This window comes from Candidatus Villigracilis sp. (assembly GCF_057083605.1).
In genome coordinates this window covers 1-12,262 of sequence record NZ_JBXMTI010000074.1, presented here as the reverse complement: position 1 = coordinate 12,262, position 12,262 = coordinate 1, and the positions used below count along the sequence as shown (strand labels likewise).

11 protein-coding genes are annotated in these 12,262 nt (G+C 46.7%); 5 read left to right on the top strand and 6 right to left on the bottom strand.

Annotated elements, in window-relative coordinates:
• Positions 1-31 precede the first annotated feature (31 nt).
• Positions 32-2,056 (bottom strand): serine/threonine protein kinase, encoded by a 2,025-nt coding sequence (locus tag AC14M5_RS11405; protein ID WP_484029794.1) that lies wholly within the window; start codon positions 2,054-2,056, stop codon positions 32-34.
• 135 nt (positions 2,057-2,191) lie between these two features.
• Here AC14M5_RS11405 and AC14M5_RS11400 point away from each other — a divergent pair, with 135 nt between their 5' ends.
• Together AC14M5_RS11400 and AC14M5_RS11395 are read left to right on the top strand one after the other, a co-directional pair.
• Complete coding sequence (locus AC14M5_RS11400) at positions 2,192-2,677, top strand: CinA family protein (RefSeq protein WP_484029793.1); 486 nt, start codon at positions 2,192-2,194, stop codon at positions 2,675-2,677.
• Complete coding sequence (locus AC14M5_RS11395) at positions 2,674-3,354, top strand: 5'-methylthioadenosine/S-adenosylhomocysteine nucleosidase family protein (RefSeq protein WP_484029792.1); 681 nt, start codon at positions 2,674-2,676, stop codon at positions 3,352-3,354. The genes AC14M5_RS11400 and AC14M5_RS11395 overlap by 4 nt, the downstream gene beginning before the upstream one ends.
• Positions 3,355-3,361: 7 nt before the next feature.
• Here the strand turns inward: AC14M5_RS11395 and AC14M5_RS11390 are convergent, their stop codons facing one another.
• The 5 genes from AC14M5_RS11390 to AC14M5_RS11370 all read right to left on the bottom strand — a co-directional run bounded on the left by AC14M5_RS11390 (position 3,362) and on the right by AC14M5_RS11370 (position 9,189).
• Complete coding sequence (locus AC14M5_RS11390; protein ID WP_484029791.1) at positions 3,362-4,255, bottom strand: formylglycine-generating enzyme family protein; 894 nt, start codon at positions 4,253-4,255, stop codon at positions 3,362-3,364.
• A 186-nt stretch (positions 4,256-4,441) separates the two neighbouring features.
• Positions 4,442-5,131, bottom strand: coding sequence for a metal-dependent hydrolase (locus tag AC14M5_RS11385; RefSeq protein WP_484029790.1), 690 nt, complete (start codon positions 5,129-5,131; stop codon positions 4,442-4,444).
• A 143-nt stretch (positions 5,132-5,274) separates the two neighbouring features.
• Positions 5,275-6,546, bottom strand: a complete 1,272-nt coding sequence (locus AC14M5_RS11380; protein ID WP_484029789.1) for a serpin family protein — start codon at positions 6,544-6,546, stop codon at positions 5,275-5,277.
• Between the two features lie 216 nt (positions 6,547-6,762).
• Positions 6,763-7,962 (bottom strand): SRPBCC domain-containing protein, encoded by a 1,200-nt coding sequence (locus tag AC14M5_RS11375; protein WP_484029788.1) that lies wholly within the window; start codon positions 7,960-7,962, stop codon positions 6,763-6,765.
• A gap of 147 nt (positions 7,963-8,109) precedes the next feature.
• Positions 8,110-9,189, bottom strand: coding sequence for a DUF2652 domain-containing protein (locus AC14M5_RS11370; protein WP_484029787.1), 1,080 nt, complete (start codon positions 9,187-9,189; stop codon positions 8,110-8,112).
• Positions 9,190-9,319: 130 nt separating this feature from the next.
• Here AC14M5_RS11370 and AC14M5_RS11365 point away from each other — a divergent pair, with 130 nt between their 5' ends.
• From AC14M5_RS11365 to AC14M5_RS11355, 3 genes are all read left to right on the top strand, one after another.
• Positions 9,320-9,850, top strand: a complete 531-nt coding sequence (locus AC14M5_RS11365) for a hypothetical protein (RefSeq protein ID WP_484029786.1) — start codon at positions 9,320-9,322, stop codon at positions 9,848-9,850.
• A gap of 211 nt (positions 9,851-10,061) precedes the next feature.
• A complete protein-coding gene (locus AC14M5_RS11360) occupies positions 10,062-11,759 on the top strand; it encodes a hypothetical protein (protein WP_484029785.1) in 1,698 nt (565 codons plus the stop codon).
• 233 nt (positions 11,760-11,992) lie between these two features.
• Positions 11,993-12,262, top strand: a 270-nt coding sequence (locus AC14M5_RS11355) for a hypothetical protein (RefSeq protein ID WP_484029784.1), incomplete at its 3' end; no start/stop codon positions are given.

The following is a 12,262-nucleotide window of genomic DNA, read 5'->3' as shown; positions in this document are numbered from 1 at the left end:
TGCCTCCCAATTTGGGAGGCACCACTTTTATTTATTCATTTGCAGCAGGCGGCGGGATGCGATGCTCGCCGATTAGCAAGGGCATTTCAGCCATGTAGTAGGCATGTTCGTAGGCTGTATCGCCTCCGCCTTCGCCGGTGATCGGTTCGATCAATTCATTTCCATTCGTATCCACACCAAATAAGATCTGGCGTGAGAGCGATTGCATATCACTAATGACAGGCGTCATTTCCGGGCCAAATGGCATTTTCTGTAGTTGCAGGGCTTTATCAAGCAACTGCTCAGACCAACCCTGCATATTTTCAATACATATCACCACGTGACCGCTATGCATCTGAATGTTTTCAGTTGCATCCACTGAATCTGCGGCGAATCTTGCGTGGCTGATGGCTGCCGGAATGTAACCCAGGCCACCTTCATTGTCTTCTCCATTTACAAGCAAGCCGAACCCATCGCCCGGGTCATCAACGGTGCCGTCCTGGTTCCAGTCCATGTACAAGTCACTGTTTCCGCGGCCCACAAGCTGGTTGATGATCTCTTCGTTTTTTCGGCGGAAGAGTTCTTCCTCACCGCTGTCCAAAGCGCCTTGCAGCTCAAGAACGGATGAGTCAATTTTATCGGCTGTCTCCCATAACCCCTGAATGAGGGCTATGCCACCAGGAGCATCGCCGTATGAAACAAGCACATGACGAACATGCACCAGGGCCAGCGGCGGGAAGATGGAGGATGCAACGATGCTGCCTGATGACTCGTCCGGGCTGGGATCATTATCCGCTTCTGTCGTAACTTCGACCTGATCAAACAACGAAAGAATGTTTTCCTGCCCGGAGTTTATAAAAACCAGTTGACCCTGATTGGCGTTATCCATTTGGATGGAACCTATATTGCGGCGCACCTCTCCTCCCTGGGCGAGGTACCAGACATCGTAGTGAGTGCCATCTTCCAGGGCGGGGAGATCGGAGAAGGTTATGGTCGCCTTATCCATGATGGCATTGAAGTCTGTATAAGAGACGCGGCCAATGGATTGGTTATCATCTGCCAAACTCAGGAGCGACGGGCGCAATGCGAAGAAGGCCAGCGCAATCACTGTAAGGGTGGCAGTGATCGTCAAGGCAATGGGAGTCCTGCGTTTGTTGGTTGCGCCCGAACTTTGAACAAATTTAGCCACCTTGGAGGTATCTATGGAAACGGTCTCTCCATTAAAGACAGATAGGAATTCATCTGCAAGGTCTTTTGCGCTGGCATAGCGCAAGTCTGGGTCTTTGGCAAGTGTGCGATCAATGACAGCCTGCAAGTCTGTGGAGATGCCGTCGATGGGTGGGGGAGGATCGTTCAGGTGTTTCATTAGCACACCGAAGGAAGACTCTGCGTCAAAAGGAACTGTGCCAGCCAACATCTCGTATAGCATGACACCCAGAGAATAGATGTCACTTCTCTTATCCACTTTTTCGCCGCGTGCCTGTTCGGGGCTCATATAGGTGGGCGTGCCGGAAACAGTACCAGTTGAGGTCTGGATGGAAGAATCCAGCAGGCGCACCAGCCCAAAGTCAGTCAGGATCGGTTCCACATCTTCCGGTAAAGGGTGGTTGAGGGTTACTGATCCACTCATGGAACGCAACAATACATTGGATGGTTTGATATCTCGATGGACGATGTTTTGGCTGTGGGCATAATCAATTGCCGAAGCGATTGCGGAAAGAATGCGCGCCACAACATCCAGCGGAAGCTTTTCGTCGTTTTTGTGCAGGGCTTTAAGGTAGCCGCCAAGCGAAGGGCCAGTTACCAATTCCATGATGAGGAAGGGACGTCCTTCCACTAATTCGTAATCGAAAATTTGGATAATGTTGGAGTGGCGCAAGCTGGCGATCACCTTCGCTTCGCGTTCAAAACGGGCGCGAGTTTCGGGGTCATCATCAACGTGATCGCGCATGATCTTTACAGCCACTTTGCGGTTAAGCGAAGTATGTTCTCCCAGATAAACTTCTGCCATGCCGCCGCGTGCGATCATCTCGCCGATTTGAACTTTGCCAAGATTTTTCTCGCTCCAGTTTGACATGGGCAGATTATACCTGATAGTATAATTTGACAAATTTCATGGCACTTCATAGTTTCTAAACGGAGCCATGAAATTCCTCATAATGTTCAATAAAAAATTTATGAATGTATACGACAAGTGGTGTAAGGAGATTGTATGTCGATATTGCCTGAAAAAGTATTACAAAATCATTTTCAGAATAATGGTTTAAAACTGGTTACCGCCGAATCCTGCACTGGCGGATTGATCTCAGACCGCATAACAGATATTCCCGGCTCATCCGAATATTTTATTGGCGGCATTGTTGCTTATGCTTATGAAGCCAAAGCCTCATTATTGGGTGTTTCGTGGGATACATTGAATACCAAGGGTGCTGTTTCGCGCGAGACAGTCCTTGAAATGGCGCGGGGCGCAAAACGGATATTGAATGCCGATATTGCCATCAGTGTCAGTGGAATTGCGGGCCCTGGCGGCGGTACGCCGGAGAAACCTGTTGGCTTTACCTGGGTCGGATTGGTGACTCCAAATGGTGAGTGGGCGCGTCAATTCACCTGGGATGGCAATCGTGAGCAGAATAAACAATATTCGTGCGATGCCGCTTTACAACTCATACTTGATTATCTGGACGGAAAATTGGAATGAAGACAGTCGTTATCGTCTCAGCCAATGCGGAATGGCGGGTAGTCAAGGAACTATATCCCAACCTTGAGACCAAGCAATCTCCATATGGCGAATATGCCGATCTGAATCTTGGTACCTCGCACCTGAGACTCTTTCATGGCGGTTGGGGAAAAATTTCAGCGGCGGCCACCGCCCAATATGTGATCGATCACTTCCAACCAGACCTGCTCGTCAACCTCGGCACTTGCGGCGGGTTTGCCGGGCGCATCCAAACAGGGACTATCATCCTTGTTGAGCGGACTCTAGTCTATGACATCCTCGAGCAGATGGGAGATGGCGCTGCAGCGATTGAGCATTACGCCTCAACCCTCGACCTGAGTTGGTTGCCTGCCAATTTGCCTCATCCCACCTCGCGCGGACTCCTCGTCTCTGCCGACCGTGACATCGTGGTGGAAGATATCCCCATGCTGATCGAAAAATATGCAGCCGTCGCCGCGGATTGGGAATCAGGCGCAATCGCATGGGTGGCAAAAAAGAATAATACACGCCTGTTGATTCTACGTGGCGTTACTGACTTGGTGGGGAATGATGGGGGAGAAGCCTATGGAAATATTGAGTTATTCCATGAGCGCACCAAAGCCGTGATGAAAACACTATTCGATCAATTGCCGGCCTGGCTGAATGTTGTGAATCACTAAAATCCGGTTATTGATTTTCCGATAATATGAAAGATGTGGTTGTCAGGATGTCATTCATGGCACACCGAAAGCCAAAATCAGCGCTTTGGCGATACCACGGCGATACTGTAGATCTTGTGGTAACACGTACTTCACGATTTCCTTGATAATACCCGCCGCCCCGAGTAATTCGAAACTCACCCACAGCCGGCCCAATTGGATTGATTGAGGGCGAATACTCATAATAATCATCGGCATACCAATCAGCTACCCATTCCCACGCATTTCCAGCCATATCTAATACTCCATAGGGGCTGGCTCCAAGAGGAAAACTTCCTACAGGCATTAGATCTCCATAAAATTGATTGAAATTTAATAACTCGGGACTTGGAAATTGAATCCCCCAGGGGTAAGTACGATGATCTGTTCCCTTTGCTGCCTTTTCCCACTCGGCTTCGGTTGGTAATCTACGGTTTACCCATTGGCAATAACTTTTAGCATTATCGTAACCAACAAAGACGACAGGGTAATTTTCTCTAACAGGATTCGTATAGTGATCCGGAGGTGCGATAAATCCATCCGCAAGGGGTGACTCGCAAGCTCCGCTTCTCACGCAATCGTAATACATTTTGTTCGTGACCTCCGTTTTATCGATCCAAAAATCATCAAGGTAAACAGTGTGAGCAGGGCTTTCATTGTCCTCTCCATCCTCACTTCCCATTGTAAATTCTCCACTGGGGGTAAGTATTATTTCCATTCCATCTTTGGAGGATACTTGAACTTGGGGCAATCTTATTGGTGTAGGTGTAGTGCTCGCAAGTGTGCGAGATGTTGTTCTACAGGATAAGCTCGCCATCCATAAGATCAACATGAAAATTAATATTCCATTTGTTGAATTTTTTGAAACGGATGGATTGTTCATTTCTCCTCCTTGAAATAAAACCACGCTTTCATTATATGATAAAAGAAAACGTTACGTGAAACTACTTTTTTTGGAAGAATTTTCCCCTAATGGAAGGGAAAGAATTCCGATCTTACCCACAAACCGTGCAGAATTTGCTTATTGTTTTGTCTGCGTAATCTGCTAAATCTGTGGATGGATGATGTTTCAGGCTTCAATTGTCTCCCTCATTTTCCATGTGACCCATAACACATTTGGGAATGCAAGGAAGAGGAATACAGCGCCGTCAATAGTGTTGTAGGTCTTGAACGGGAGGAAAAACGTAAGCGCAAAGAAAATAACGAACAATGCTCCCTGCACAAACATGTAATTTCGTAATCGCGGAGCATACTCAGTGTTTGAGTTTTTCTGCTTGGCAATCGACAGCAGATACCAGAAATATAAGGTGAACGCCAGGAAGTTGACCGAACGCAGCATTTGTACCTGTTGGTCTGTCAGTTGTACATTGCTATATAAGTTGATGGACCAGATCGGCCAAAGCAGTCCGACCCCATCGAAAAAGCCAAGGATGTCTATCAGGCTGTGTAGGATGGCCGAACCTGTTGCCATCCCCAGGCCAAAGTTCAACAGGTTTTGATCGCGCTTGAATAGATGAATGAGCAGAAAGATGAGCGCGATGGCGAGAGGAAAGAATAAAGTGTGGGTGAATGTGCGGTGAAAAGTTTCTTCTGCAATATGCGGATCCACGCCCTGCGCCATGATAGCAAAGGCCTGTGGATATCCATCCGCATCGGGGATCATGCTCCCGAAGACGAGGCCCAGTGCAAACCAATTTTTTGTTGAAAAAGCTTTACGGGCGGCTAACGCAATAACTCCATGAAACCCTGGATGTGGCATATAAACCTCCTTTGGTTATAGATAAAAACCCAAAGGAGGTTTACGCGTTGCGAGCCTTTATTGCGGATTCACACGGTATCGCGTAATTTACTAAACCAGAGTTGTGATAAATACTCGCAATCTCTGCCAAAAGGTTTGCTGAATTATGAGTCAGGCGATAACACACGCCCAACAAACAGGATCTGTCCGCTTTGCAGATCGCGGATGATGAAGATGAAGGGGCGGTCGATGATCAATGATATTTCCGACAACTGCGCACTGGCGAGTTCCATAATGACGGCTGTTGCAGCAGCAGCCTCTGTACCTTCTTCATCCACGGCTACAAATGCTTTGTGGATGACATCGCCAATAAATAAATCTTTATTGCCCGTCATACCTGAGAAATCAGCCTTGTCGCCATCAAAAGCGTCAGCCATGCCCATATTCTTCAATGTATCGGATAGGATGAATGAACTCTCGAATTTGAATTTGGGAAGATTTAACTGCAAGGCAGTTTGGCTCATATCCTGAATGATTTGATTGAACAGTTCGTTTGTTAAAGCAGATTCGATTTCATCAAACCTGCCCGCATCGGGGACGATAATATCCATGGCGGCGGTATCACCGGCATAGGGTAGCTCAACGGCTGCGTAGCCATCTCCTTTCATATAAGGGATGCTCATTCCCTGCCCCATCATGGGTACGTTCACTTGCGAACCATCCAATAGATTGAAAGGCATGTCATATGTATCGTTTGCATCGAATTGATCGAGCCAGTCTGCTTTGAAATAAATAGCATTGACCAAGACCATGCGTGTATCGGCCCCTACGGAGCCATCGGGAAGCAGGTCGTTGATCTTATCTTCTGTCTGGTGACTGACCCAATTGTTGATTTCTTTGCGGGTGGGTTCGTAATTGTTGATGAAATCTGAAAGATGGACTCCCGCGCCATAATTGACTGCGATGGTATCTAGAAATTCAGGCAGGAACGAAAAAGTTTGTTCGGCCCAGACGGCATTGGCGATGTTCAATTGCATGGGCTCCTGATCTTTATCCAGGTTGATGGGCTTTTTTTCCAATTGAAGATCGAGAGCATTGAATGAGGGGTGTAGTTGTTCCTGTGGAGTGAAATGCAGGGTTTGCGCCATTTGTGCTTCGGTATTGCCGCGCGCACCGGCGTATGTCATGGCCAGGGCGAGGGAAATGCTATACGGAGACAGGATCAAGTTTCCGTTTTGGGAACGAAGCGAGTTGTAAATGTCGAAGGCGAAGGCGTTGTTTCTATCCACAAGATTCTGAAACGCGTCTTCTTGAATCGACGGATTATTTTCACGGCTACGGCTTGATTCCACAATTTGCGCCGCTGCACCTCCACACGCAGAAAGCAGAGTGGTTGTGATCAATAGACAGGTGAAAAGTTTGTAAATTTTATTCATGGTCTCTCCTTTGTATTGATGACGACGCGCGCCGTAATTTTGTTTCATCGATTCTACTCTTGATGCGAAATTAACCACCCTGAATCATGTTTTATTGTAGGCCTTACAACAACCTTCTTAAAATATTTTGCCGCGGATTTCACGAATCGGCACGGATTTTTTAATTAATCCGTGAAAATCTGTGAAATCCGTGGCAACTTTGATTCTGTTTTGTTGTTAACTGCTTGCCGCGGCAAGTGCCTCTTTGATTTGCTGCGTATGCGCCGCGAGATGAAAATCAGGCTGCAAAAGGAGGAAACCGAAGCGATAGAAACTACCCTTGTTCTGCGCGAAATCATCGGGAATCAGCGTGGTGTAAGTCACAACTTCGTCAGCGGCGCAGCGCAGCTCTGTGAGCATCAATTTGATCGATGGATGTGCTTTTACGGTAGCCTGCACCTGCGCGTGGATGTTTGTCCCAAAGCCGTCAGTTACAGGTTCGTATCCATCGATCAAGCCGGTCAGGAAGGTCGTATCGAATCGTAATCCATGAATAAGATGCGCAACAATTTCAAGTGCGCTCCACTCGCCTGGTTCCGGGCGTGCCATGGCTTGCGCATCGCTGTACCCTTCAAAACATTTTTCTACTTCGGCCAGGGCAGGGTCAAATAATTCGCGTACTCTCTTTGCAAGCTCAGCAGGGTTGAACGGAACATCAGGCATGGGACGTTTGCTCAACTCCATGTTGATCGTTTTCTTTTCAGGCCCGCGATAGAAAACAACTTCAATATTATCGCCACCTTTTTTGCCGGTGATTGCGGTGGGCAGGCTGTTGAAATCCCTCGTGATCGGATGCCCCGCCATTCCAACCAACACATCATCGCGTTGAAGCCCCGCCCTTTGTGCGCCCATGCCCTCCACCGTGCCATCAATTCGCATCCCATCGCGCACCGGGACATTCAATGCAATTGCCTGTTCCTCGGTGAAATCACCGGGCAGAATCCCAAGCATTGGACGGGTGGTGATGCGCAAGTCGATCCCTGTTTCCAGTACGGATTTTAGATTCTCGAGGCTTTCCACCCAATTTTTGCGGAACTCTTCCGCCGCCTCTTTCCATGACCCGTCGCTGGGCACCTCGTGCTCGAGGCAGACTTCCACGCTGTCGCCTTTTTCTGTGAGCGTCACGGTCACCTCGGTGGGGGCGGGGTCAATGTTCGAATACCAGCGGAATTTGACTCGTTTGTTCTCCTCCAATTCGAGATAATGTCCACTGGAATAAAAATCCCCACGCCACCAAAGATACATGCGTCCCTGCGGATGCGGCTCGACGGTGGCAACGTCACACAGCCATTCGCGCAGGGAAGTGGAATTGGTAAAGGCGCGATAGGCAAATTTTAAAGGCGCATCGACAATAATTTCAGCGATCACAGTGGTCATTTGGGCTCCTTGTAAATTGAAGATAGCTTATTTATAAATGATGGCTTGAGAAAATACACCCTACTGAGGTATGGAAATATCTATAAATATTTTGCCTGAGTATCGCGGATAATTTTGTTCATCTACCAATCCCTGGGCAAACCTGGGTCACTTTGCCATCAGATCATTGATGGATTCCAATTTCCATAATTTGAATATCTGGGAACGCACAATAAATTTGCAAAACTGTTTATTAACCCAATTCGGCATAAAGGGAATATAGCCTTTGAATACCAGGGAGAGATGTGTCTTATTTTCACCGCGCTCCTGAAAATAAAAAGTCATCAGCAGCGATGTAGACATTCCCTGCGGCGTATGCGACGCGGTGAAATATTCGTAAGGTCTGGTATCCAACACATCCTCAACGATCACTTGATTCTTTCCATGGACACAATGATTGCGGGCACCGGCTCCATTTCGTCCGCGGATACGCAAGATCGGGATGATCTCGCTGGTCATCCACTGGCCGCGTTTATGATGTTCGTTGAACCACTCCCACACGACTCCTGGAGGCGCATTGTAATCATGCTCAAAAACAAAATGAGCTTCCTGCGGCGGGATAACTATTTGACGAGTTTCCATGATTTCCTGGTAACGGGCATTCAAATCCATGGTCAGGGTTCGGATATCCCCCAAATGTTCGTAAGATTCGATATGCTCGAACAGCCCCTCAGGATGGATGTTAAGATGCTCAAGACTCTGTGCCGTGAAGAGCGCGTAGGCACGCCAGCCTTCAACTTCACTGATATGGTTTTTGAGCAGGCGATGTACCAGGTTTACGTCACTGCCGACGAGTTCTTTTGTCCCCATAACATCTTGCACAAAATAATCTCCGTGATGCGTGATGAATTTCAGGTCAAGGTTTGGGATGTTGCGGCAGGCATTGCAGGTGCAGGTAGTGCGGTGATGGACAGCGTCCCTTCTGGCGCGAAATGCCATATATACTGCTTCTATCAATTCTAATACGGCCTCACCGCGAACAATTTTCTCTTGCGGCACGTATGCAAAAACTGCATCCCCTTCAAGTTTATGGATCGTCAGTAATGTTTTAAATTTTCCCACGATCACTTCAAGCAGTTCACTTAGAATATCCTGGGAATGCTCTAACTCGGTGGCGGCAACAAAGGAGGTATACCCTGAAATATCTGCCAGTAATAAGTACCCATGTTGCGTTGTATTTGTTGTCATTGACATACCTTGCTTATAAAATCCAATAAATTAACTTGACGATAGGCTGATTTTACACGACTCTGTTGAAATCATTTGCCGTATAATCTAACTATCACTTGAGACTATTTAGAAATTAAAGGCGATCAAAATGAAGCACGTAAGATTTTTTCTACTTATTTTCATTGGATTGGCTTCGTGTTCTGGACCGGTGAAGCTGGCTCCCACACGAGAACCAATATTTCCCCTAAACACCTTTGAAGTTGGCGGCACTGTTCCAGTGCCTGTAACCCCTGACCCTACAATGGGGAGCATCGAGGGCAATATTTCGTGGTTGGACTCCTCAACATCCGCGAAGGTGCCCATTACCAAGGTGAACCTGGAAATTAATGGGCATTCGGGCAACAAGCCAAGATATACAACGAAAATTGGTCAGAACGGCCATTTTGCATTCCTTAATATCGAACCCGGGGATTATGGATTTGGGCTTTACTTTAATCTGCCAATAAGTGACAGGCTGTGTGATGCCCCTGAATATATTTATAGTACGGATCTGGCATGGCGTCACTACGCCACCTCGCTTCAGGGAGAGATGTGGTATGACATACTTTTTTCAAGTGTGGATGTTACGGTCGATGCGGGAGAAACGGCTATTTTGGATTTCGTATTGAAATGCCCGTAGGTGGATGAGCGCGGGTGCACCTCTCATTATTCGCTTTGAGGACCTGACCCGTAGACAAATCTCATTAACCAGATAGAATCCAACTGAGAGAAAATTGCGCGTCTTCCTCATAATCACGACGCGCGTCCTGGTTTCTGTATGATATCAGGTAGCGTAGAACAACTTTCACAAGGCTGAATAAATAATTCTGAATGACAAGGATGACATTACGGTGGAAAAATCATTTTGGAAACACCCCAATGTAATAAATGCCATAAAACATGTTGTACTGCCTTTTTTGTTTTATTTTCTCGTGTTTTCCCTGCTTACATATCCGCTAATAACAAAATTTCTCACTCACTATTTTGCTGATGCTGGTGATGGTTTACAGAACGTGTGGAATCTTTGGTGGGTTAACTCTGCTGTTCTCCATCCAGATTTACATCCCTCAATTTGGCAGACAAACATGCTACATTGGCCTTTCGGGACAACGTTGTATGGGCAAACCCTCAATCCATTCAATGGCTTCCTGGCGGTATTTCTTTTCAGGTTCTTGTCGCCCATAGCTACGTATAACACGATTGTGATTTTTGGCTTTGTTATGGGTGGAATCACCATGTACTGGTTATCCTACTATCTGACCAGGTCGTTTTGGGCAAGCATCATGGCAGGCTTTATCTTCACGTTTTCGAGTTATCACTTCGGCCATGCTGGACCGCATCTGCAGCTTATATCATTGGAGTGGATACCTTTGTTTGTCCTGGCATGGTACATCTTGATCACCAAGCCAGATGCATTTAGTGCGATCGGCGCAGCAGTTGCCCTTTGGATGGTCATCCTCTGCGACTATTATTATTTTTTCTATTGTGTTTTGACGGCGATCATCATTGTTATCTGGTATGCGTTTAGAAACAAAAATATAAGCTTTATCGTAAGCAGGGAATATCTTTCTCCTCTGATAACTTTCGTTATCGCTGCACTATTTCTCACGGGACCGATCGTCGGTTCGCTGCTGCTGATCAATTATAGAGACCCATTATTGGGTTCTCACGAAGCTGACATTTTTTCGTTAGACCTTCTGGCCCTTATTATCCCCGGAGGGCACTGGCTGTTTCATCAATGGACCCAATTCTATTGGTCCAGGCTGCCGGGGCTTATAGTAGAGAGCAGTGTCCATCTGGCACTCTCAGTCTATATTCTCATAATCTATGCCTGGATAAAAAGAAAGACGCTTGAACTTATTATGGAACAGCAGGTCTATTTATGGTCCATCATAATGGGATTCTTCTTCTTGCTGGCCCTGGGACCAGTTTTACATATTGCAGGGCAGGTCGTCTGGGATAAATTCATGCCCTATGGACTTCTAGTCCAGGGATTGCCCGTATTAAGCCTGGCAGGAGTGCCCGTCAGGATGGTGGTAATGGTCATATTCTCCGCTTCTGTGCTGAGTGCCATAGGGATGAGTGAGTTATTACGGCGGGTTCCTCTGAAAACGGTTCTCATATTTGTATTATTGGGCGTGCTCATTTTTGAGACCCTGCCAAAACCCCTAGACACGACCAGGGTGGAAGTTCCGGGATATGTGCAATCGCTGGCGGAACTTCCGAATGACGGTGGAGTAGTTGACTTGGTGGCGAGTGACAAGTCTCTCAGCCTGTATTATCAAACAATTCATAACAAACCGCTTGTGCTCGGTTACGTCTCGCGGCTTCCCGCCAGCGTACATAAAAAGGACAGGGCCTTGGTAGAAACGATCGAAAATCGGGATTATGGCAAACTTTGGGATACATATCATATTAGGTATATCGTCACGCATGACATTATCGAAGATCAGGATATACAGCCGTACATAACCATTGAAATAGTTTATGATAAAGACGACATAAGAATTTATCGAATTGGGTGTGAATGTGAAGGCGATAAAAAGTAGCCTCCGCCCTCAATTCTGCCGTATAATTTGAGCATCACAAGGAAATGGGGACATCCCCAATGACCAAACCTCGCCAAAATCCGTTTTCATCCGTGAGTCCGTTATGAAGTCCGTTGACAGAAAACTCCGCGTATTCCTCTGTCATTCTTCGCAGGACAAACCCACCGTCCACGAATTCTACCAGCGACTCAACGCCGAAGGCTGGAACGATCCTATTGGTTTTGAGAAAATCTATGTCTGAAGAAAAACACCCAATTCGCAATGGAATAATTATTACAGTTATTGGCGGCATTCTTTTGGCGATAGTATTCGCTTTATGGCGTGGCGTACTAACATTGATAAAGTGGCTCCTGTCGATATTTGATGATATATTGAAGTTTTTTACATCACAAGTTTCTATTCCATGGGGTATTGTCATCTTGCTTATAATTCTATCTGCGCCCTCTTTTTGGAAAATTATAAAATCATTTATTCCTCATAAGGAAAAAGACGCTCATGATGAT

Excerpts from the sequence above, each read along its gene's own strand:
- AC14M5_RS11405 (WP_484029794.1), bottom strand. The coding sequence starts at position 2,056 with ATGTCAAACTGGAGCGAGAAAAATCTTGGCAAAGTTCAAATCGGCGAG.
- AC14M5_RS11400 (WP_484029793.1), top strand. The coding sequence starts at position 2,192 with ATGTCGATATTGCCTGAAAAAGTATTACAAAATCATTTTCAGAATAAT.
- AC14M5_RS11395 (WP_484029792.1), top strand. The coding sequence starts at position 2,674 with ATGAAGACAGTCGTTATCGTCTCAGCCAATGCGGAATGGCGGGTAGTC.
- AC14M5_RS11390 (WP_484029791.1), bottom strand. The coding sequence starts at position 4,255 with ATGAACAATCCATCCGTTTCAAAAAATTCAACAAATGGAATATTAATT.
- AC14M5_RS11385 (WP_484029790.1), bottom strand. The coding sequence starts at position 5,131 with ATGCCACATCCAGGGTTTCATGGAGTTATTGCGTTAGCCGCCCGTAAA.
- AC14M5_RS11380 (WP_484029789.1), bottom strand. The coding sequence starts at position 6,546 with ATGAATAAAATTTACAAACTTTTCACCTGTCTATTGATCACAACCACT.
- AC14M5_RS11375 (WP_484029788.1), bottom strand. The coding sequence starts at position 7,962 with ATGACCACTGTGATCGCTGAAATTATTGTCGATGCGCCTTTAAAATTT.
- AC14M5_RS11370 (WP_484029787.1), bottom strand. The coding sequence starts at position 9,189 with ATGACAACAAATACAACGCAACATGGGTACTTATTACTGGCAGATATT.
- AC14M5_RS11365 (WP_484029786.1), top strand. The coding sequence starts at position 9,320 with ATGAAGCACGTAAGATTTTTTCTACTTATTTTCATTGGATTGGCTTCG.